The 20,331-nt window shown below is 47.3% G+C and carries 18 protein-coding genes; 12 read left to right on the forward strand and 6 right to left on the reverse strand.

What is annotated here, in order from left to right; all coding sequences use genetic code 11:
* Window positions 1-206, forward strand: a 206-nt coding sequence (locus tag IJG50_03985) for a hypothetical protein (GenBank protein MBQ3379009.1), incomplete at its 5' end; no start/stop codon positions are given.
* Window positions 207-221: 15 nt separating this feature from the next.
* Window positions 222-362 (forward strand): hypothetical protein, encoded by a 141-nt coding sequence (locus IJG50_03990; GenBank protein ID MBQ3379010.1) that lies wholly within the window; start codon window positions 222-224, stop codon window positions 360-362.
* A 66-nt stretch (window positions 363-428) separates the two neighbouring features.
* Here IJG50_03990 and IJG50_03995 read toward each other — a convergent pair whose 3' ends face one another.
* Both IJG50_03995 and IJG50_04000 read right to left on the reverse strand, forming a co-directional pair.
* On the reverse strand, window positions 429-1,334 hold the full coding sequence (locus IJG50_03995) for an MBL fold metallo-hydrolase (GenBank protein MBQ3379011.1): 906 nt from the start codon (window positions 1,332-1,334) through the stop codon (window positions 429-431).
* 22 nt (window positions 1,335-1,356) lie between these two features.
* Complete coding sequence (locus IJG50_04000; GenBank protein ID MBQ3379012.1) at window positions 1,357-1,884, reverse strand: DUF4364 family protein; 528 nt, start codon at window positions 1,882-1,884, stop codon at window positions 1,357-1,359.
* 323 nt (window positions 1,885-2,207) lie between these two features.
* Between IJG50_04000 and IJG50_04005 the strand changes: the two genes are divergently transcribed.
* Window positions 2,208-5,369: an EAL domain-containing protein gene (locus tag IJG50_04005; GenBank protein ID MBQ3379013.1), complete on the forward strand. Its 3,162-nt coding sequence runs from the start codon at window positions 2,208-2,210 to the stop codon at window positions 5,367-5,369.
* Window positions 5,370-5,466: 97 nt separating this feature from the next.
* On the opposite strand, the gene IJG50_04010 is transcribed toward IJG50_04005, so the two are convergent.
* A complete protein-coding gene (locus IJG50_04010; protein MBQ3379014.1) occupies window positions 5,467-6,066 on the reverse strand; it encodes a hypothetical protein in 600 nt (199 codons plus the stop codon).
* Between the two features lie 138 nt (window positions 6,067-6,204).
* Here IJG50_04010 and IJG50_04015 point away from each other — a divergent pair, with 138 nt between their 5' ends.
* A complete protein-coding gene (locus IJG50_04015) occupies window positions 6,205-6,735 on the forward strand; it encodes a TetR/AcrR family transcriptional regulator (protein ID MBQ3379015.1) in 531 nt (176 codons plus the stop codon).
* A 69-nt stretch (window positions 6,736-6,804) separates the two neighbouring features.
* Here IJG50_04015 and IJG50_04020 read toward each other — a convergent pair whose 3' ends face one another.
* Entirely contained in the window at window positions 6,805-7,929 is a 1,125-nt protein-coding gene (locus IJG50_04020; protein MBQ3379016.1) for an aldo/keto reductase, read from the reverse strand.
* A gap of 188 nt (window positions 7,930-8,117) precedes the next feature.
* Here IJG50_04020 and IJG50_04025 point away from each other — a divergent pair, with 188 nt between their 5' ends.
* Window positions 8,118-8,660, forward strand: a complete 543-nt coding sequence (locus tag IJG50_04025; protein ID MBQ3379017.1) for a nitroreductase family protein — start codon at window positions 8,118-8,120, stop codon at window positions 8,658-8,660.
* Window positions 8,661-8,815: 155 nt separating this feature from the next.
* Entirely contained in the window at window positions 8,816-11,458 is a 2,643-nt protein-coding gene (locus IJG50_04030) for a valine--tRNA ligase (protein ID MBQ3379018.1), read from the forward strand.
* 61 nt (window positions 11,459-11,519) lie between these two features.
* Here IJG50_04030 and IJG50_04035 read toward each other — a convergent pair whose 3' ends face one another.
* Window positions 11,520-11,861: a cupin domain-containing protein gene (locus IJG50_04035; protein MBQ3379019.1), complete on the reverse strand. Its 342-nt coding sequence runs from the start codon at window positions 11,859-11,861 to the stop codon at window positions 11,520-11,522.
* A 155-nt stretch (window positions 11,862-12,016) separates the two neighbouring features.
* Between IJG50_04035 and IJG50_04040 the strand changes: the two genes are divergently transcribed.
* The 5 genes from IJG50_04040 (at window position 12,017) to IJG50_04060 (ending at window position 16,780) form a co-directional block, all read left to right on the forward strand.
* A complete protein-coding gene (locus IJG50_04040) occupies window positions 12,017-13,075 on the forward strand; it encodes an ABC transporter substrate-binding protein (protein MBQ3379020.1) in 1,059 nt (352 codons plus the stop codon).
* A gap of 176 nt (window positions 13,076-13,251) precedes the next feature.
* Window positions 13,252-14,172 (forward strand): ABC transporter permease, encoded by a 921-nt coding sequence (locus IJG50_04045; protein ID MBQ3379021.1) that lies wholly within the window; start codon window positions 13,252-13,254, stop codon window positions 14,170-14,172.
* A complete protein-coding gene (locus tag IJG50_04050; protein ID MBQ3379022.1) occupies window positions 14,156-14,953 on the forward strand; it encodes an ATP-binding cassette domain-containing protein in 798 nt (265 codons plus the stop codon). Before IJG50_04045 ends, IJG50_04050 begins: the two co-directional genes overlap by 17 nt.
* A gap of 130 nt (window positions 14,954-15,083) precedes the next feature.
* On the forward strand, window positions 15,084-15,683 hold the full coding sequence (locus tag IJG50_04055) for an NAD(P)H-dependent oxidoreductase (protein ID MBQ3379023.1): 600 nt from the start codon (window positions 15,084-15,086) through the stop codon (window positions 15,681-15,683).
* Entirely contained in the window at window positions 15,680-16,780 is a 1,101-nt protein-coding gene (locus IJG50_04060; GenBank protein MBQ3379024.1) for an MmcQ/YjbR family DNA-binding protein, read from the forward strand. The genes IJG50_04055 and IJG50_04060 overlap by 4 nt, the downstream gene beginning before the upstream one ends.
* A 61-nt stretch (window positions 16,781-16,841) precedes the next feature.
* Here the strand turns inward: IJG50_04060 and fusA are convergent, their stop codons facing one another.
* On the reverse strand, window positions 16,842-18,923 hold the full coding sequence (gene fusA, locus IJG50_04065) for an elongation factor G (protein MBQ3379025.1): 2,082 nt from the start codon (window positions 18,921-18,923) through the stop codon (window positions 16,842-16,844).
* Between the two features lie 323 nt (window positions 18,924-19,246).
* Here fusA and IJG50_04070 point away from each other — a divergent pair, with 323 nt between their 5' ends.
* The gene (locus IJG50_04070; GenBank protein ID MBQ3379026.1) at window positions 19,247-20,311 is read left to right on the forward strand and encodes an FAD:protein FMN transferase; all 1,065 of its coding nucleotides are present in this window, start codon (window positions 19,247-19,249) and stop codon (window positions 20,309-20,311) included.
* Window positions 20,312-20,331 lie beyond the last annotated feature (20 nt).

Here is a 20,331-nt window from a genome sequence, read left to right on the forward strand (position 1 = left end):
ACCATGCAGACGGCTCGTATGAGGTGATACATCCCTATATAGACAGAGAAAAAAGAACGGCAACCTTTGTGCTGCGACATTTTTCCGACTTCTCTTTTGCGGAGTGCGAGGACGCGGAGGCGGATATTTCTCTTGCGGGAACGACGCTTTCGTATAAGATCGCTTTGCCGGACGGCGTTTCGTCAAGCATTATCGTAGGGCTTTAAGATGAAAACGGCGTTATGACCGAAAGCAGAGTGATCGATGTTCCCATATCATCTGAAGGAAAGCTCGTGCTGCCCGAATCTCATGAATACAGGGTATTCCTTCTTGATTCCGAAAGCGGCGTTCCGCTTTTGGAAGCGTGGAACAGCCTGTCTTGAGACGAACGATAAAAAAAGCCTGCGTATGAGCACGTACCTCATACGCAGGCTGCTGTTTTAGCAAATTTACTTTGCCGCATCTTCGGGCCTAAAATCGCGGACGACCGTCTTTACCGTGTTCGTCATATTGAGCGCAAACGCCTCTCTCGTCTGGTTGTTTTTAAGAAGGATAGGCTGCACCTCATCGACGATCGCATCGGTTATGGCGTCGTTGTCCATGCCGCTGTCGTGATATCTGAGTATCTTGTCTTTAAGCTCGTCGGCCACTCTTACCGCCGTATCAAAAAATCCGGGCATTTCGGTGAGGTCCATTATATCGGTAGAATGGGGAACAACGAAATAGCGCGCATTTAATTTTCTGAACTTTTCTATTGTATCTATCGCGTCGCTGTAACTCGTAACGTAAGAGGGGAAGTGATCTCCGCTCTTTAAAACTACGCCTACAGACTCGCTCATGAAGTTTATATCGAGCTCCTCAAGATAAAACGCAACGGAGCAGCGCGTATGTCCGGGGGCATCAAGTACGCGCACGGTAATGTCTCCCAAAGATACTCTGTCGCCCTCTTTTAAGGGGATATCGCATACGAGAAGGTCGTTGTCGTAATCAACGGGCGGGAACTCTCCCTTGGGGTCGAAAAGCTGCTTTGCGCCTTCGGCAAGCTGTCTTATAAGCTTTCTTGCATTGGGGCGCGAAAGTATGTTTGCGGCGTGAGTACCGCCGAGCACTTTGACGCCCGGCCAGTGGGCTTTTAAGCTTGCCACTGCGCCGACGTGGTCAAAGTGGGAATGAGTTATAAATATATAGTCGAGAGTGCGACCGCCGAGCTCGCGCTCGATATTTTCAATAAGAGCAGACGCGCAGTATGCGGCTCCCGTGTCGATAACGGCAGTTTTTTCGCTGCCCAAAATAAGGAAAGATTCTCCGCCCTTTCCTCCGGTGACCCGCTTTATTACCTTGTCGAAATCCTTCATTTTGTCCTCCTGTATTTATTTTTTAATTTGCAACCATTTTTAATAATTCCTTAAAAATGCCGATGGGATCTTTTTTGAAGTTCGTCGTTATTATATCGCACTGCATCTTATTGGGAAGCCAGAGCCTTAGATCAAAGAGAGTTTCCGTTTCTCCGATTATCTTGAGTACGGCCGTATACGAGCCTGCCTCATCGTTGTTTGGCGTGTATTCGGCTATGATATGCTCGCCCTCGCTTAAACGCGCAAGAACAAGCGTTGACTCCTTTATCGCGCGTTCGCGTATCGAAAAAGGTATGTTCTTTGTAAACATGCTTATAGCCTCTTCGCCGTCGGCATTTATGTCATATACATCCTTGTCAGATACCTTAAAAACGTGTCCCGACTCCACAAGCTGCGAAAAAGCCTCGCAATAAGTAAAATGCTCGATAAGCTCATCGCTTTTAACAATATCGTCAAGCGCCGTTTTGGGAAGCGCAGTACCGCAGTATTTAAAAATATAAAGGATAAGAAGCTTTGCTTCGGTAATATCCGTAATAACGCCGAAAGGCATAACGCACCTCCAAAGTTTTAAAAAAAAGAGCCTGACAAAACAGCTGTAAAATGCAAAAAGTTTTTTACAAAAATATTATAGCATACGATCGTTGAAATATCAATGAAAATAAGAACAAATAGAAAAAAATCCCATACAAGCTCACTTTTATTAAAAATATCGAATTTCGTCTGTTCTTTCAATGTGTTTTATGATAAAATATATAAGAATATGTTTGTTAAAAGCGCAATTTAATATTATCTGCAATCCGTGATCTGACAGGAAAGCAATTGCTTCGGATAAGGTAAAGATAAACATTACGCTTTTATAAAGGAAGTGAGAAAATGCTTAAAAGTCACGAGAGGTTTCATTACGCAAACGGAAAAAGGCTTATACTTGTTGTTGACGATGAAATTATAAACCGTGAACTTCTAAGAGAAATACTTGAGTCGGATTATGAAATAATCTATGCCGAAGACGGCGAGCAGGCTATGAAGCAGTGCCGCGAGCATAAGAATATGCTGTCGCTTGTGGTGCTCGACCTTATGATGCCCGTCATGTCGGGCATTGAGGTGTTAAAGCAAATAAAAGACGACCCTGATCTTAAGTCGCTGCCGGTAATTGTGGCGACGTCTGATAAACAGGCGGAAGTGGAGAGCTTAAGTCTTGGAGCCGTGGACTTTATCCCTAAACCGTATCCGTCGCACGACGTTATACTTGCGCGTGTGTACCGCACCATAGAGCTTTATGAGGATCGTGAGATAATAAGCCATACAGAACGCGATCCGCTCACGGGACTTTATAACCGCGAGTATTTTTATCGTTATGCGGAGCAATTTGACCAGCATCATAAGAATACCGATATGGACGCCATGATCGTGGACGTAAATCATTTTCATATGATCAACGAGCGCTTCGGAACATCATACGGCGATGATATACTGCGGCGCATCGGTGAAAGACTGCGTGAAATGGTCAATGACATAGACGGCATAGTATGCCGCAGAGAGGCGGATACTTTTTTGGTATATTGCCCTCACGGTAAGAATTACGAAACGATTTTGGAAAACGCTTCAGTGGGACTTACGGGTGACGATTCGGCAAACAACCGAGTCCGTCTCAGAATGGGAGTATATCCTAACGTTGATAAATCGCTTGAAGTTGAACGACGCTTTGACAGGGCTAAAATTGCGGCGGACATGGTGCGCGGCAGTTTTATGAAAACGATAGGCATATATAACAGTACAATGCATAAAAAGGAGCTGTATGACGAACAGCTCATTGAGGACTTTAAAAAGGCCATAGCTCAAAAGCAGTTTAAAGTATACTTCCAGCCGAAATTCGATGTGCGTCCGAACGAGCCCGCGCTTTCAAGCTGCGAGGCGCTTGTGCGCTGGCAGCATCCCGATCTGGGTATGATAAGCCCCGGCGTTTTTATTCCTCTTTTTGAGAATAACGGGCTTATACAGGAGCTTGATATGTATGTCTGGAGAGAATCGGCAAAGTATCAGCGCGAATGGAAAGAAAGACTCGGTTATTCAGTGCCGATCTCGGTAAATGTATCGCGCATAGACATGTACGATTCAAATCTCGTGCCTGCTATGCAAAGCATAATCCGTGATAACGGTATTTCTTATGACGATATTATTTTGGAAATAACCGAATCGGCCTACACACAGGATTCGGAACAGATAGTACAGACGGTAAACAGACTCAGAAAACTGGGCTTTCGTATCGAAATGGACGATTTCGGTACAGGATATTCGTCTCTTAATATGATCTCAAGCCTGCCGATAGACGCTTTAAAGCTTGACATGCAGTTTATACGCAGCGCATTTTCCGAAAACGGCGATACGCGTATGCTTGAGGTGATAATAGATATTGCCGATTATCTAAAGGTACCGGTTATTGCTGAAGGCGTTGAAACGGAACATCAGCTAAAGGCGCTCAAAGATATGGGATGCGACATCGTTCAGGGATACTATTTTTCAAAACCGCTTCCCGCCGAAGAGTTTGAATCGTTCATAATAGATGCAAAAAGAGCAAAAGAAATCGAGCAGGAGAATGATCGTTTAGAAGATAACAAGGAGGCTTTGATCGCGCCGGCCGAAAAAGAGACTTCGCAGGATACAGAGGACAAAAATGAGCCGAAAACCAAAAACGAAAAGGTTCGCCACGGCTGGCAGCTTAGAACGACCAGCTACTTTTTCGTTATACTTGCATTTCTTGCGGCGGTAGCGCTCTTTGTTGCCGACATATCGGTAACGCGCGGATATGAGCGAATGGAGCAGGCAAGCAACAGATACATAATGGCGCAGCTGGCCGCATCGAATATGGAGTCGGGCTCCGATTATCTTACAGACAGAGTGCGCTGCTTCGTTGTAACGGGTGAGATGGAATACCTTGATGATTTCTTTGAGGAGGTTGAGATAACCAAGCGGCGTGACCTTGCGCTGTCTGACCTTGAAACGCTGCTCAAAGGAAACGACAGCGGCGCGTATTCAAGTCTGGCGCTGGCGCTTGATCTTTCCAATGAGCTTGTAGGCAGAGAATATCTTGCGATGCGTCTTGTGCTTGAGGCGGGCGATTATAATATGGCCGATATTCCAAAGGAGATATCAAGCGTAGTGTTGAGCGAGGAGGACATGGCGCTTAGCGCACAGCAGCAGAGGGAAAAGGCTCAAAAGCTCGTTTTTGACAATACATATATGCATTATAAGGACCGAATACGTGAGAACGTAAGTCTTTGCACACAGGAGCTTATACGAACTTCGAGCCTTGAACTTGAGCAGGCTTCTGCACAGATGATGCTGTATACCAATATACAGACCGTGCTTACGATACTGTTTCTTCTTATAGTGCTTCTCATCGTGCTCTTTGTAAGTATTCAGGTACGCATACCGCTTACGCGCATGGTAGAGCTTATGAGAAAGCAGGAGGAAGTGCCGCCTACAGGAGCGGAGGAGCTTCAATTTGTAACGAGGACATATAATGCTATACTCAAAGAGAATTTATTGGCGCGTGAAGAGCTCAGTCATGAGGCGTCGCACGACAGACTGACGGGACTCTTTAACCGCGGCGCATATGAAATGATGCTTGAAAGCGTAGATGTAGATCATATGGCGCTCATACTCGTTGATGTGGATTACTTTAAATCGGTGAACGACACATACGGACACGACATAGGCGACAAGGTGTTAAAGCGTGTTGCCGAAGTATTGAAGCATAGTTTCCGTTCGGTCGATATTATCTGTCGTATCGGCGGAGATGAGTTTGTTGTTATCATGACGCGTGCCGACAGCACCATGAGGGAGCTTGTTCGTTCCAAGATAGCGCGTGCAAACGAGCTTTTAAGAAATCCGACCGACGATTTACCGCCCGTATCTTTGAGCGTGGGCGTTGCTTTCTCCGACAGAGAGAACCCGAAAGGCGATATCTTTAAGGACGCCGATACGGCGCTGTACCGCGTGAAAGAGGCAGGCAGAAACGGCTGCGAAATATTCTGATAAAAAAACTTTTTGAAATGATATGCCCCCGCTTTAAGGACGGTTTGTTCTTCGCCGTCTCTAAAAGAGGGGGCATATCATGCATTTAGTCGATTTTTCAATTCACATAAAGCGTTTCTATCAAGATCGAGATACCGAAGGCTGCGAAAAAGGAGCAAAGTCCCGCCGCAATATCCGCAATCTTATGACGCTTTAAGAAAAGCGAAGCCCATACGCTTAAAAGAAACAAAGCGGCAAAAAAGACAAATGCGCCGACGTAAGAATACATAAGGCTAAAGATACACGGGGATACCGCGCTTGCACTGTGGCCGCTTGCGCGTATATGAAGAAGCTTATTGACCAGCGTAAGAATGACAGCCGTTGCAAAGTATACTCCGAACAGGAATTTGATATTTGGATCTGATGAAAAGAAGCTGTAAACAAAGCATCCGCTGTAGCCGATAAGACTGAATATAAAGGCAAGCTTTCGCTGGCCGTTTCGTCCTGTTTTATAGAGAGCAGGTATGATCCTGTGTATGGGATACGAAAGGATAGGCAGGACAACAAGCCCTGACCATGCTGCGGCGGAGTCTTTCGGCGACATGAAAAAGTCGTTTGCGCCGATAAAAGCCAAAAGAAGAGCTATCATAAACGGAGGCACGGTTATCACGCGTATAAGCTTTGCAATACTTTCGGCAACGCTCTTTCCCTTTGCCATTTAAAAACTCCTTTCTTGACACGGCTTTCGCGTTTTAATATAATACAGGTAAATCGTACCACCTTTGTTTTTGAGCGGCAATATGCTTATGTGTAACAGTATTTCGGTTTTTGTAACAGATAAGAAGGGCTTTTTTATATGGATAAAAGAAAAGAAGCAAATCTCCGCGTAAAAAAAGCAATAACGGACAGCGTTTTTGAGCTGATGAAAAAGGCAGATCTCAGCAAAATATCAGTGACTGAGATCATAAAGCGGGCGGGAGTTGCGCGCGTTTCGTTCTACAGGAATTATTGCTCAAAGGAGGATGTGCTCGTAAGGCTCGTAAGGGATATTTTAGATGATTTCAGGGATACCGCCGACTATGACCTTTCAGACGTTTATACTCTGAAGCATATAAGAAGATGTCTTGCATATTTTAAAAAATACGGCTCATACGTCATAAACCTTCACAGATCGGGATACGGCGCCATGCTCCTTTGCGAATTAAATCAATTTCACGAATCCATAGCGGGGAACATGCCGTTCAACTCAGCCGATCGCTACAAGCTTTATACGTTCATAGGCGCTTTGTATAATTCCGCCATCGTATGGCTGACAGAGGAAAAGCCGGCGCCGATAGAGAGCGTATCAGATACTGTTTTCGACGCGCTCTCTGCCAAAAGAGCATAATAAATACAAAAAGGCTTCTCATGGATTAAAACCATGAGAAGCCTTAATATTTACCATGTAAAAAGCATCTTACCCGAAAGTTTGGGTCACACGGACAAGTTCGTCTCTTATTTTTATGTGCTGAGGACACACATCTTCACATTTTCCGCATTTTACGCACTCTTTGGCCTTCTTTTTGCCGTGACCGGGCACAAGCCACCCTTCCTGCATCTTCGCGGTTTCAAGGTTTTTGTACAGCGTGTACATATTGAGCGCGGTGAACGAGCCGGATATGCCTATGTTTTTAGGGCAGACCTTAGCGCAGTAATTGCAGGTAGTGCAGGGGATAAGCGGTATTTTCGCAAGTTCCTCGCGCGCTCTCTCTATCGTGCGCCGCTCCGTATCGGACAGGCCGCAAAAGCCCTTCATCATATTTATGTTGTCCTCCATCTGCTCCATATTGCTCATGCCCGACAGAACGGTAATAACGCCCGGAAGGTCGGCGGCAAATCGGAGCGCCCACGAAGCGGGCGATGCATTTGGGTCTGCGGCGTTAAGGACGTCTATGACGGACTGCGGCGGCTTTGCAAGCAGACCGCCCTTTACGGGCTCCATTATTACAACGGGCTTGTCAAACTCTCGCGCCACCTCGTATACGCCTCTCGACTGTATCGCAGGGTTCTCCCAGTCGCCGTAATTTATCTGAAGCTGAACGAACTCAGCCTCGGGGTGCGCCGTAAGTATCTCTCTTAACTCCTCAGGCGTAGAGTGGAAGGAAAAGCCTATATGCTTTATAACCCCTTCCGCCTTTTTCTCCTTAATGAACGTCCACATGTCGAAGTCGTCGAAGAAATGGGTGCGCCCCTCGCCGAGATTATGTAGCAGATAAAAATCGAAATATCCCGCGCCCGTTTGCTTTAAGGACGTTTCGAACTGAGCGATAGCGTCCTCTCTCGTTTTGCAGTTTATCCACGCCGCGTTTTTCGTCGCTATCGTATAGCTTTCTCTCGGATATCTTTCTACAACGGCCTGTCGGAAAGCGTCTTCGCTTCCGGGATATGCCCATGCGGTGTCAAAGTAAGTAAAGCCCGCTTCCAAAAAAGCGTCGGCCATCTTTTTCGTAAGCTCGACGTCGATCTCCTTGCTGCCTTCTTTTACGGGCAGCCTCATAAGCCCAAAGCCAAGCTTTTTTATATTTTCGCCCAAGTATGCCATGTTTTTTCGCCTCCTAAAGCAAATATAGTTTTCCCTAAACTGTATTTATATTATAAATTATAAAGCATTTTTTGGAAAGGCGCAAGACTGATTCTATACAGACATTTTTAAGTTTTTTCGCTTGCGGGAACGCAGTATATAAAGTATAATAATATAACAATAAGAAATATTACTGACAGAGGTGCTATATGGAAATAATCAAAGGGATAACGAAAAGAAGCTCCGTAAGAAAGTTCACATCAGAGCCCGTATCGGACGAAGAGCTTAAAACTATACTGCTTGCGGGCGACTGCGCTCCCGTGAGCATGGGACGCTATGAGACGATGCAGCTTACCGTTGTAAGAGACGCGGGCGTTTTGAAGCGCATCGGCGCGGGCGCGAGCATTGTAATGTCGAAGGTGTTCGGAAAAGAGATGAAGTCTCCGTTTAATTTTTACGGTGCAAAGACTCTCGTTGTTATATCGTCCAAGGAATCGGCTATAAAGGGCATAAACTTTGCAAACGGCGGTACGATAGCCGAGAACATGATGCTTCAGGCAGCCGAGGGCGGCATAGGAAGCTGCGTGATATGGTTCGCGGCAGCTGCGATAAACGCTGACGCAGAGCTTAAAAAGTCTCTCGGCATATCCGAGGATATGAACGCCTTGTTCGCCGTTGCTCTCGGTCACAGCGCCATACCCGTACCCGAAAAGACGCCCGATTCGATGAAGATAAAGTGCAATTACGTATAATTCGTCACAATATGCGAAAAAACGCTTTCGATTTTCCGTATCGAAGGCGTTTTTATATTATTAAAAGTTGCAATAATATGAACTTCGTGATAAGATAAAATATAATGACTTTTCAAAAAAATCGGCAGTCTGCTTAAAAATACAGGGAGGCATTTATGAGAAAAGAATTGTCAAAATCATATGATCCGAGTGCGATAGAAGACAAAATATTCGATATGTGGCTTAAAGGCGGGTATTTTTCACAGGAACCTGACACGTCAAAAAAGCCGTTTTCGATAGTTATACCGCCTCCGAACGTCACGGGACAGCTCCATATGGGACACGCGCTTGACGAAACGATGCAGGATATTCTGACGCGATATAAGCGCATGAGCGGATATGCCGCGCTCTGGATACTCGGCACCGACCACGCCGGTATCGCAACTCAGATAAAGGTTGAGGAATCATTAAGAGTGAACGAGCATATAACGCGCTACGACCTCGGACGCGAGAAGTTCCTCACGCGAGTATGGGAATGGAAGAACTTATACGGCAGCCGCATCATAAGCCAGCTTAAAAAGCTCGGCTCCTCGTGCGATTATGAAAACGAACGCTTCACGATGGACGAGGGCTGTTCGAGGGCAGTAAAAGAGGTATTTGTAAACCTTTATAACAAGGGTCTTATATATCAGGGCAACCGCATAATAAACTGGTGCCCCAGATGCACGACTGCGCTTTCCGACGCGGAGGTCGAGCACAAGGAGCAGGACGGCTTCTTCTGGCACATCAAGTATCCCATTGAGGGCAGCGACGATTTTATCGAGATCGCAACAACGCGCCCCGAAACGATGCTTGGCGATACGGCTATAGCTGTAAATCCCGAGGACGAGCGCTACACCGACCTTGTCGGCAAATACGCCATACTGCCTCTCGTTGGCAGAAGGATACCTATTATAGCCGACGAATACGTTGACCGCGAATTCGGTACGGGCTGCGTAAAGATAACGCCCTGCCACGACCCGAACGACTTTGAAGTGGGACTTAGACACGACCTTGAACAGATACTCGTTATGGACGAGAACGGCTGCATAAATAAGAACGGCGGCAAATACGAGGGTCAGGACAGATTTACGGCGCGTGAAAATATAGTAAACGATCTGAAGGCAGAGGGGCTTCTCGTAGATATAAGACCTCATTCGCATAACGTAGGCACATGCTATCGCTGCGGCACCGTTGTGGAGCCGATGACCTCGAAGCAGTGGTTCGTTAAAATGGAGCCGCTAGCGCGCGACGCGATAAAGGTCGTAAAAGACGGCGAAGTAAAATTCGTGCCCGACCGATTTACAAAGACGTATATAAACTGGATGGAGAACGTACACGACTGGTGCATTTCGCGTCAGCTCTGGTGGGGACACCGCATACCGGCGTACCACTGCAAGGAATGCGGTCACGTCACCGTATCAAAGACAGACGTTGATAAATGTGAGAAGTGCGGCGGCACGGTCGTACAGGACCCCGACGTACTCGATACGTGGTTCTCGTCGGCGCTCTGGCCGTTTTCGACATTGGGCTGGCCGGACGATACCGAAAGGCTTAAATACTTCTACCCCACGAGCGTGCTCGTAACGGGATACGATATAATTTTCTTCTGGGTAGCGAGAATGATATTCTCCGGCCTTGAGCATACGGGAAAACCGCCGTTCTCAACTGTTCTCATACATGGTCTTGTACGCGACCAGTACGGCAAAAAGATGTCCAAGTCTGCAGGCAACGGCATAGATCCGCTGGAGATAATAGCAAAATACGGCGCAGACGCATTGAGACTTACGCTTATAACAGGCAATGCGCCGGGAAACGACCAGAGATTTTATATGGACAGGGTAGAGGCAAGCTCGAACTTCAATAATAAGCTTTGGAACGCGGCGCGCTTCGTGCTTATGAACCTGAAGGTAGACGAGTGCAGGCTGCCCGAAACGCTTCAGCTTGAGGACAAGTGGATACTTTCAAGATTAAATACGGTCGTAAAAGAAGTGACCGAAAATATGGACAAGTTCGAGCTGGGCGTAGCCGTGCAGAAGGTATACGACTTTACATGGGACTGCTTCTGCGACTGGTATATAGAGCTTGTAAAGCCGCGCCTTTACGATTCTAATGAGAATAAGGAAACAAAGGAGTCGGCGCAGTATGTGCTTTTATATGTGCTTACGAACATATTAAAGCTTTTGCATCCGTTCATGCCGTTTATTACCGAGGAAATATTCTCAGCGCTGCCGCGTGATGAAGAGGTAATAATAACTTCGAAATTCCCTGTATATGACGAAGGCCTTTGCTTCCCTGAAGATGAGCGCAATATGCAGGATGTTATGGATGCAATAAGCGCGGTAAGAAATATCCGCGCCGAGATGAACGTTGTGCCCTCGCGCAAAGCCAAGATGACGATACTCACAAAGAATACGGCACATTACGAAAGCGGCAAGCCTTATCTTCAGAGGCTGGCCTTTGCGTCAGATATAACCGTTATTGACGAGAATGCGGGATATTCCGACGACGACGCCGTAAATGTGGTAACGGGCGACGCCAAGATCTTCATTCCGCTCGGAGATCTTATAGACTTTAAAAAGGAGCTTGAGAGATTAACAGGAGAAAAGCAGAAGCTTTTGTCGGAACTCAAGCGCGTTGACGGGAAGCTTTCAAATGAGAAATTCGTTTCCAAAGCTCCGCCGGCTGTAGTTGAGGAAGAACGCGCAAAGAAAGAAAAGTATCAGGCTATGCTTGATTCAGTTATGCAGTCCATTGCAAAAATCGAGGGAAAAGTATAACAGTAAGTTAAGAAACATGACCGCCGATCTTCGGCGGTCATGTTTCTTAAACAGATAAGTATTATTCCGGTTTAAAATCTTCTCTTTCGGGAGTGAAGAATTCAAGCCATTTCGTTTCCTCAAAGACTTCTTTCCACGTATGCGCGACATTCGGCCCTATCTGCAGTATGTCACCGCTTTCCATAGGTATTTCTTCGCCTCCGCAAAAGAAAACGCCGCTTCCGCTCAAAATATATACCGCCTGAAGATGCGGATGGCTGTGCGGCGGAGCCGACGCGCCTTTTTTTGCCTGCATGAAGTTTATAGTATAGCCGTTTTCTCCCGACTGGTAAGCAATAAGCTTACGGCTTACTTCGGGGGACATGTTTATTGCGGCAAGACCGCTATAGGTGTTTTTTTTCATTTTAATGCGCCTCCATATGTTTAATTATACACTATATTATCAAATCTGTACATAAAAAAATAAGGGAAAAACAAGCTTGACTTTTATGTAAAAAAATGCAATACTTAATATTATGCAAACGCATAGTATAAAAATAAAAAACTTGGAGGCAAACAATGAAAAAACTTATTGCATTGCTCTGCGTTTTGGCAATGGCTTTCGGTTTGGCCGCTTGTTCTTCATCGAACAACGGTAATTCGGAAGATACCTCTGCTGAAACATCGAGCGAAACCACCGCTGAAGCTACAGGCACCGTCAATACAAAAGACGTTATTACAGTAGGCTTTGTACAGCTTGTTGATATGGCTGACGCGCAGCAGATGCACGACTCTTTCTTAAAGACGATCGACGACGCCGGTCTTTCCGACAAGATAATCGTTGATTTCCAGAGCGCATCGGGCGATACCGGTACGATGAGCACCATAATCCAGGGCTTCGTTGACAATCAGTATGACGTAGTAGTACCTATGCTTACTCCGCCTACTCAGGCAGCCGTAAGTATCTGCGGCGGCGAGACTCCGATAATCTTCATGTCGGTAGTTGATCCCGTTTACTCAAAGATAATGCCCGATCTTAACACCGTTGATCCGGCTATCCTTGCGACCGGTACGTCGAATACCATCCCCGCTGACCTTATAATCAGCACTGCAAACGACATCACCCCCATAGAAGAGGGCAAGAAGATAGTTATAATGTACAATACTTCCCAGAACAATGCAGAGTGCACGATGAACGCCGCAAAGGCTTTCTGTGAAGAAAACGGCTTCCCGTATGAGGTTATCGGCTATGCGGACGTTACCGACGCTATTACCCAGGCACAGTCGATTGATCCCGCAGAGACCGCATATGTATACGTAACGCTCGACTCGATAATCGCGTCGAACTTCAATCAGTTAGGTCAGACTCTTACCGACGCAGGTATTCCCGTTTACGGCGCGGCTGACGCTATGACGACGGGCGGCGCATTCTGCTCGTACGGCGTTGATTACGGCACCGTAGGCGAAATGACCGCAGAGATGGTCATAGAGTGGTATAACGGCACTCCGCTTGAGAGTATGCCCTGCCGCCAGTACAGCGACTTTACTCTCGTTATCAACGAGGGCGTTATGAACGCTTTGAATATTACTCTGCCGGAGTCTTATGCTGAAGTTGCAACTTACGTAACTACCAACTAAGGTGATCCAAGGCGATTGGCTTATATCATGCCGTCTAAAATGCGCGGACGGCACAGAACGTATTTTAATAATCAATTAAGTTAAAAAACGGCGAAAATGGCGCATTCTGCGCCATTTTCGCTCGTTATTTGTATTTAAATCGTAATTTTGCGATAAACAGGAAAGAGGAAGTAAGCATGTTAAATCAGCTGCTGGGCGCGATTGAGCTTGGTCTTGTTTACGGGCTTATGGTGCTGGGCGTTTACATAACCTTCAGAATACTGAAAATACCCGATCTTACCGTTGACGGCAGCATAACGCTGGGCATGGCGGTATGCGCTATGATAACGAATGCGGGGCATCCGTTTCTGGCGCTGATAATATCCGTTCTTGCCGGAGCAGCAGCCGGTTCAGTGACGGCGTTTTTTCAGACGAAATGTAAGATCGCGCCAATTCTTGCCGGTATCATGACGATGTCGGGATTGTATTCGATAAATCTGCTCATAATGAATAACGGAAGTCCGAATATTTCGATATTGGGCTCGCAGACGCTGTTTACGCTTTTTCAGGGCGCGACCGCCCTTTCAAAGCATACCTCGATAATATCGGTAGCCGTCGTTATCTGCGCCATAGTAGTTATGCTCGTTGAGTTTTTCTTCTCAACGCCGACGGGACTTTCCATCTGCGCTACGGGCGACAACGAGGATATGGTGCGCGCGACGTCCATATCCACCGACAAAATGAAATGGATAGCTCTTGCTATCGCAAACGCCTGCGTTTCGCTTTCGGGCGCCATGTACACTCAGTATATGGGCTATGCCGACGTTACAGCAGGCAGCGGCACGATAGTCGTGGGATTTGCGTCTGTTATAATAGGCGAAACGATATGCATTAAGAAGAACATAAGGATAGGCTTTATATCTGCGATAGCGGGCAGCGTGGCGTACCGTATAATCATCGCCGTCGCCATAAAAACAAATCTGTTCCCGACGTATTTCTTAAAGCTTATCTCCGTTGTAATAATCGTCATAGCGCTGAGCATCAGGCCTATACGTGAGTCGATAGCCGCAAGCAACAGCAAGGCAAGGAGAGTGAAGAAAAGTGCTCAAAATCAATAATCTTTACAAGACCTTCGAACGCGGCACGGTAAACGAAAAGGCCGCGCTGAAAGGGCTCTCGCTTGAGCTTCGTCCCGACGATTTCGCAACGATAATCGGCTCGAACGGAGCGGGAAAAACAACTCTTTTCAACGCCATTGCCGGAGTCTTTATAAGCGACGAAGGAGAAATATATATAGACGGCGAGGATATGACGTTCAAGCCCGAGACTTACCGCGCGCGCGTCGTGGGGCGCATATTCCAAAATCCGCTTATGGGCACCGCGCCGAGCCTTACGATAGAGCAGAATCTTGCGATCGCTTATTCCTCAAGCAAAAAAGGTTTTTTACGCCCTGCAATATCGAAAAAAGACCGCGAAGTTTTTCGTGAGACGCTTTCGCGCCTAAACATGGGCCTTGAAGACCGCATGAAAACGAGCATGGGACTGCTTTCCGGCGGACAGCGTCAGGCGGTCACGCTTCTTATGGCCGTTATCGTTACGCCGAAGATACTGCTGCTTGACGAGCATACGGCGGCGCTCGACCCGCTTACTGCCGAAAAGGTGCTTGAGATAACTAAAGAAGTCGTTAAAGAGAAGCATATAACTACGCTGATGATAACGCATAACATTGCATCCGCTCTTCATCTCGGCAACAGGACGCTTATGATGGACGACGGCAATATCGTGCTCGACCTTACAGGCGAGGAACGCGATAATCTGACCGTTGAAGGACTTTTGGAAAAGTACAGGCAGGTCAAGGGTCAGATACTCGACAACGACCGCATGCTCCTTTCGGAGTAGCATTATTTTGAAAAGCGAACGGCGCCTGATTTGGCGCCGTTTTTTATATTCAATTTGAGGCTGCGTCTGTAAAATGCCGCGCAGCCGTGGTAAAATAAATATAATAAACTGTATTTAAGGAGAAAGTCTCATGCATATCCTGTTTGCGGACGCATGCGTAAGAGAAGAGTCGAGAACGAGGCGGCTTGCGCTGCACCTTATAAAACAGCTCGGGGGGAGCGTAGATCACGTAAGGCTTGCGGACGAAAGCATCGCGCCGCTTGACGAAAAAAGGCTTAGGGAGCGTGAGAACGCTCTTTTAAGGAAAGACTTCGGGCATTGTGTATTGAAATATGCCGTCGAATTTGCGGCGGCGGATGTGATCGTTATGGCAGCGCCGTATTGGGATTTGTCGTTTCCCGCGATCATGAAAACGTATATCGAGAACATCTGCGCGGCGGGCGTTACGTTCGATTACGAAGATGACGGAGCTTTGCGCGGGCTATGCCGCGCAAGGCGGCTCGTATACGTTACGACTGCGGGAGGCAGAGGGCTTCCCGATGCGTTCGGCTTCGGATATATAGACGCGCTTTGCAGATCGTATTTCGGAATAAACGAGACTAAGTGCATATGCGCCGAGGGGCTTGATATAACGGGTGCGAACATCGATGCGATACTTGAGACGGCGAAGGCGGATATCGACGAATACGTAAAGATTTTTGAGGCTGAGACGGCGGGTGAGAAAAAGTGAGTACGGAAAACGACAACGCTTATAATACGAGCGTTGAGAACGAAGTCTTTAATAAGCGGCGGGCCGATTTTGATAAGCTTGTTTCATACGGCTTTACGAAGGATGGGGACGTATATACTTACAGCACGGATATAATGGACGGCGAGTTCCGCGCCGATGTTTTCGTAGATATTGAGGGCAATATAACGGGCAGAGTATTTGACTTGGCTCTTAATGAAGAATATCTGCCCATTCGCGCGCCGCTTCATACGGGAGCGTTCGTCGGAGCGGTGCGTCTGGCTTACGCAGATGCGCTTGAAAGGATAGCCGACGCGTGTTTTGAAAAAAAGCCGTTTATATCCGAGCAGGCTAACCGAATTACGGGACTTATATATGAAAAGTACGCGGAAAGTCCCGATTATCCATTCAAGACGGCAGAGGATTACGGCGTATTTCGCTGTCCCGAGAACCGCAAATGGTATGCGCTTATAATGACAGTGGAAAAGAATAAGCTGAAAAAAGACGGCGGGGACGACGGCGGCGAAACGGTGGAAATAATGAATGTAAAGACAGACCCAGCCATGAGCAGTGAGCTTCTGAACACGGAGGGCATATATCCGGCATATCATATGAACCACAAAAGCTGGGTAAGCGTATTGCTCGACGGAACGCTTTCGGACGAGCGGATCATGACGCTCGTTGATATAAGCAGACAGTTTGCCATGAGCGCGAAGAACAAGCGCCGCATATCGGAAGGGACGGCAAATTGGATAATCCCCGCAAATCCGCGTTTTTATGATGTAGACTCCGCATTTGAGTCAAGCCGGGAGATAATATGGAAACAGGGGAAGGGCATACAGAAAGGCGACGTCGTATATATGTACGTCGGAGCGCCCGCTTGTGCAGTAAGATACAAATGCGTCGTGACAAAGACGCAGATACCGTATGAGTACAGCGACAAGAACGTAAAAATGAGATACGTGATGAAAATAAAGCTTCTTAAAAAGTACCCGCCCGATAAATTCAGCTTCCGATGGCTTAAAAGCATCGGGATAAACACGGTAAGAGGGCCGAGGGGTACGACCGACAAGTTTTTGGAGGCAATAGAAAAGCTTTGATAAAAACGGACGGCGTCGAAATGATGCCGTCCGTTTATTAGTTTATTATTAAAAGGGAGGATTATTCTTCTTCGTCCTCGAATTTTGCATCTGCGATTATCTTCTGAGCTGCCGAATCCGGAACCTGCTCATAGCGGTCGAATTCGATGGTAAAGTCGCCCTGGCCGCGAGTCATAGAACGAAGGTCTATAGCGTAAGTGTGCATCTCGCTCATTGGAACATACGCGCTTACAACGCTCATGCCGTCGGCATCCTTATCCATGCCGAGTATCTGGCCGCGGCGCTTGTTCATGTCGCCGATAACGTCGCCCATATAATCGTCGGGGATATGTACCTCGACCTTGCCTATGGGCTCTAAGAGCACGGGGCTTGCCTGTGCGCAGGCTGCCTTGTACGAAAGCCTTGCAGCTGACTTGAATGCAACTTCCTTACTGTCAACGGGGTGGTACTTACCGTCGAACAGAGTAGCCTTTACGCCTACCATCGGATATCCGGCAAGAACGCCGTGCTGCATGCTCTCGCGCAGACCCTTTTCAACAGCGGGGATAAATTCCTTCGGAACAACGCCGCCGACTATGGCGTTTACAAACTCGAAATCAGACGAACCGTCGGTGATAGGCTCAAAGCGTATCTGAACTACGCCGAACTGGCCTGCGCCGCCCGACTGCTTCTTATGTTTGCCTTCAGCTTCTGCGGACTTGCGGATGGTTTCGCGGTACGCAACTCTGGGCTCTATAAGCTCGGCCTCAACGCCGAATTTGCTCTTTAACTTGGATATGATAACGTCAAGCTGAACGTCGCCGACGCCGGAGATAACGAGCTGGCGCGTTTCGGGGTTGTTGTACGTTGAGAAGGTGGAATCTTCTTCCGAAAGTCTTGTAAGACCGGACGCTATCTTTTCCTCGTCGCCCTTTGCCTTGGGAACGATCGCAAGCGAAAGCGACGGCTTCGGGAAGTTGATGCCCTTGAACTTTATCTGGCGCGACGAAGCGCAGAGCGTATCGCCGGTCACCGTCTTACCGAGCTTCGTAACGGCGCCGATGTCGCCTAAGCCTACCTCGGTAGTCTCTACCTGCTTTTTGCCGCGTACAAAGAATATGCGGCCTATCTTTTCGCTTGCGCCGGCTCTCGTATTATAAAGCTCGGAGTTTGCCTTTACAGAGCCGCTCATTACCTTGAAGTAGGAAAGCTTGCCTACGAACGGGTCGGCAACCGTCTTGAAAACGAGCGCGCTTGCCGGGTCGGATGCTACGGCGGGCACTTCTACTTCTTCGTCCTTCATATTGAGAGCGATTTCCGCCTTGCCCTCTGCGGGGGAGGGGAAGTAACTCTTTATGTTTGCAAGGAGACTGGGGATACCGCCACCGGTCACTGCGGAAGAGCAGAGCACGGGAAGTATGGAAGCGTCTTTTACGCCGTTCTTTAAAGCATTGTCTATTTCATCTGCGGTAAACTCTTCGCCGTCGAAGAATTTTTCCATAAGTTCGTCGCTCGATTCGGCAACGGACTCCATGAGCATATTGCGTACGGGCTCGATGCGCTCCTGCATGAAATCGGGGATATCTATGTCGATGACTTTGCCGCCCTCGAAACGTCTTGCCTTTAAGCGAATGCAGTCAACGACGCCGACGAACTTTTCGTTCTCTATTATCGGAATGGATATGGGGCATACTTTAACGCCGAAGTTTTCTCTGAGACTGTCAAGCGAAGCGTAGAAGTCTGCGTTTTCCTCGTCCATTTTGTTTATGATGAACATAGTGGGCAGATTATTTTTAACGGCGAGCTTGTACGCCTTGCGGGTGCCGACTTCAACGCCGGATTTTGCGCTGAGCACGATAAGAGCGGCATCGGATACGCGAACGCCCTCTTCAACTTCGCCTACAAAGTCAAAATAGCCGGGAGTGTCAAGAAAATTTATTTTATATCCGTCATGCTCAACGGGAAGTATCGAGGTCGATATTGAAATAGTTCTCTTTATTTCCTCGGGGTCAAAGTCTGAAGTCGTGTTGCCGTCGGCAATCTTTCCCAGTCTGTCTATCGCCTTCGTATGAAAAAGGATATGTTCGATAAGTGACGACTTTCCGTCGCCGCCGTGTCCCAAAACGGCTACGTTTCTAAGCTTTTCGACCGGGTATTGTTTCATTATAAATTACTCTCCTTTCAATTATGGCCGCATGGTTAGATGATTTTGCGGCCGAATGCGCCGTCAGCATCGATTTCATAACAGCACTTAAATATTATAATATAATCTTTACCATATTTCAATAAAAAAAGAGAATATTTTTGTATATATTAAATACATGCAGAAAATCGGGCTTTTTTAAGCATGATCATAAAACTTTTCGCATCTTATGACAGTTTTGAGCAGTATGCCGCAATAGTTAGGTGCATATGTGCGCTTTGCTATTTGACAAAGCCTGCGGCGTTTTGTATAATTCGTATTAGTAAACAGGAAGGAATTTCAAAATGAAGCGTGCTTTAAGTTTTATTCTGGTCATTTTTACGATGCTTTTGTTTTTTTCGGGATGCTCAGGTACCAAGGCGGACGAAAAGGAGTTTCGGCGCGAATTCTACTCAATGGATACAGTAGTCGTGATAAGAATACTCGATACGAGCGGCATATCCGACGAGGAGGGAGAGGCTATACTCGATGCTGCGGAAGGCGCATTTGAAGCCGTCGCCGCCCGTGTTACGCGCTTTCCGAAAACGGACTCCGAGAAGGCCGAAAGCGAAATCTGGGCGATAAATGAAAACGCGGGAGTCGCGCCCGTTCACGTTTCGGATGAGGTATGGTATCTTATAACGACGGCGCTTCATTACGGAGAGATCACAGGCGGCAGGTTGAATATAGTAATGGGAGCAATGTCTGATCTGTGGGGCTTTTCCACGCAGGATTATCGCGTTCCGTCCGATGAGGAGATAGAAGAAACTCTCGATATTTGCCGCCTTTCCGATGTTGTAATAAACGAAGCGGAGCATACCGTATACTTAAAAAAAGCCGGTATGAAAATGGACCTCGGCGCCGTATCAAAGGGATATGCGACAGACGTTATGGTTTCGGTTCTTGAGAGCATGGGAGTCAAGTCCGCGATAATAGACGCGGGCGGCAACATAGGCGCGCTGGGCGCTAAGCCCGACGGATCGAAATGGGTAGTAGGCATACAGCATCCTCGAAATACATCCGACATAGCGGGAAAAGTATCCGTAAGCTCGCAATACGTAGTATCCTCGGGCGATTATCAGCGTTATTTTGAAGAGAACGGCGTAAGATACTGTCATATATTCGATCCCGATACGGGATGCCCGATAAACGGCGCGTCAGCGTCAGCCATTGTATGCAATGATGGCATGACAGCAGATATTTTGTCAACTTCATTCATAATAATGGGCGGGGACGATGCTTTAAGATTTACACAGGAGAATCCCGAATTTTCCGACATTTGCTGGCTTCTCATGTACGAGGATGAGGACGGCGGCATATATTTTGAGGAAAGCGAAACGATGAAGGAGTTATTCGAGGAGAATCAATAAACTTTTAAGGAGGGCGATCA

This window comes from Clostridia bacterium, assembly GCA_017405765.1.
In the GTDB taxonomy this organism is placed as follows: Bacteria; Bacillota; Clostridia; order Oscillospirales; family RGIG577; genus RGIG577.

What these genes read in the sequence shown, in the direction of transcription:
- IJG50_03990 (MBQ3379010.1), top strand. Translation starts at nt 222, where the DNA reads ATGACCGAAAGCAGAGTGATCGATGTTCCCATATCATCTGAAGGAAAG.
- IJG50_03995 (MBQ3379011.1), bottom strand. Translation starts at nt 1,334, where the DNA reads ATGAAGGATTTCGACAAGGTAATAAAGCGGGTCACCGGAGGAAAGGGC.
- IJG50_04000 (MBQ3379012.1), bottom strand. Translation starts at nt 1,884, where the DNA reads ATGCCTTTCGGCGTTATTACGGATATTACCGAAGCAAAGCTTCTTATC.
- IJG50_04005 (MBQ3379013.1), top strand. Translation starts at nt 2,208, where the DNA reads ATGCTTAAAAGTCACGAGAGGTTTCATTACGCAAACGGAAAAAGGCTT.
- IJG50_04010 (MBQ3379014.1), bottom strand. Translation starts at nt 6,066, where the DNA reads ATGGCAAAGGGAAAGAGCGTTGCCGAAAGTATTGCAAAGCTTATACGC.
- IJG50_04015 (MBQ3379015.1), top strand. Translation starts at nt 6,205, where the DNA reads ATGGATAAAAGAAAAGAAGCAAATCTCCGCGTAAAAAAAGCAATAACG.
- IJG50_04020 (MBQ3379016.1), bottom strand. Translation starts at nt 7,929, where the DNA reads ATGGCATACTTGGGCGAAAATATAAAAAAGCTTGGCTTTGGGCTTATG.
- IJG50_04025 (MBQ3379017.1), top strand. Translation starts at nt 8,118, where the DNA reads ATGGAAATAATCAAAGGGATAACGAAAAGAAGCTCCGTAAGAAAGTTC.
- IJG50_04030 (MBQ3379018.1), top strand. Translation starts at nt 8,816, where the DNA reads ATGAGAAAAGAATTGTCAAAATCATATGATCCGAGTGCGATAGAAGAC.
- IJG50_04035 (MBQ3379019.1), bottom strand. Translation starts at nt 11,861, where the DNA reads ATGAAAAAAAACACCTATAGCGGTCTTGCCGCAATAAACATGTCCCCC.
- IJG50_04040 (MBQ3379020.1), top strand. Translation starts at nt 12,017, where the DNA reads ATGAAAAAACTTATTGCATTGCTCTGCGTTTTGGCAATGGCTTTCGGT.
- IJG50_04045 (MBQ3379021.1), top strand. Translation starts at nt 13,252, where the DNA reads ATGTTAAATCAGCTGCTGGGCGCGATTGAGCTTGGTCTTGTTTACGGG.
- IJG50_04055 (MBQ3379023.1), top strand. Translation starts at nt 15,084, where the DNA reads ATGCATATCCTGTTTGCGGACGCATGCGTAAGAGAAGAGTCGAGAACG.
- fusA (MBQ3379025.1), bottom strand. Translation starts at nt 18,923, where the DNA reads ATGAAACAATACCCGGTCGAAAAGCTTAGAAACGTAGCCGTTTTGGGA.
- IJG50_04070 (MBQ3379026.1), top strand. Translation starts at nt 19,247, where the DNA reads ATGAAGCGTGCTTTAAGTTTTATTCTGGTCATTTTTACGATGCTTTTG.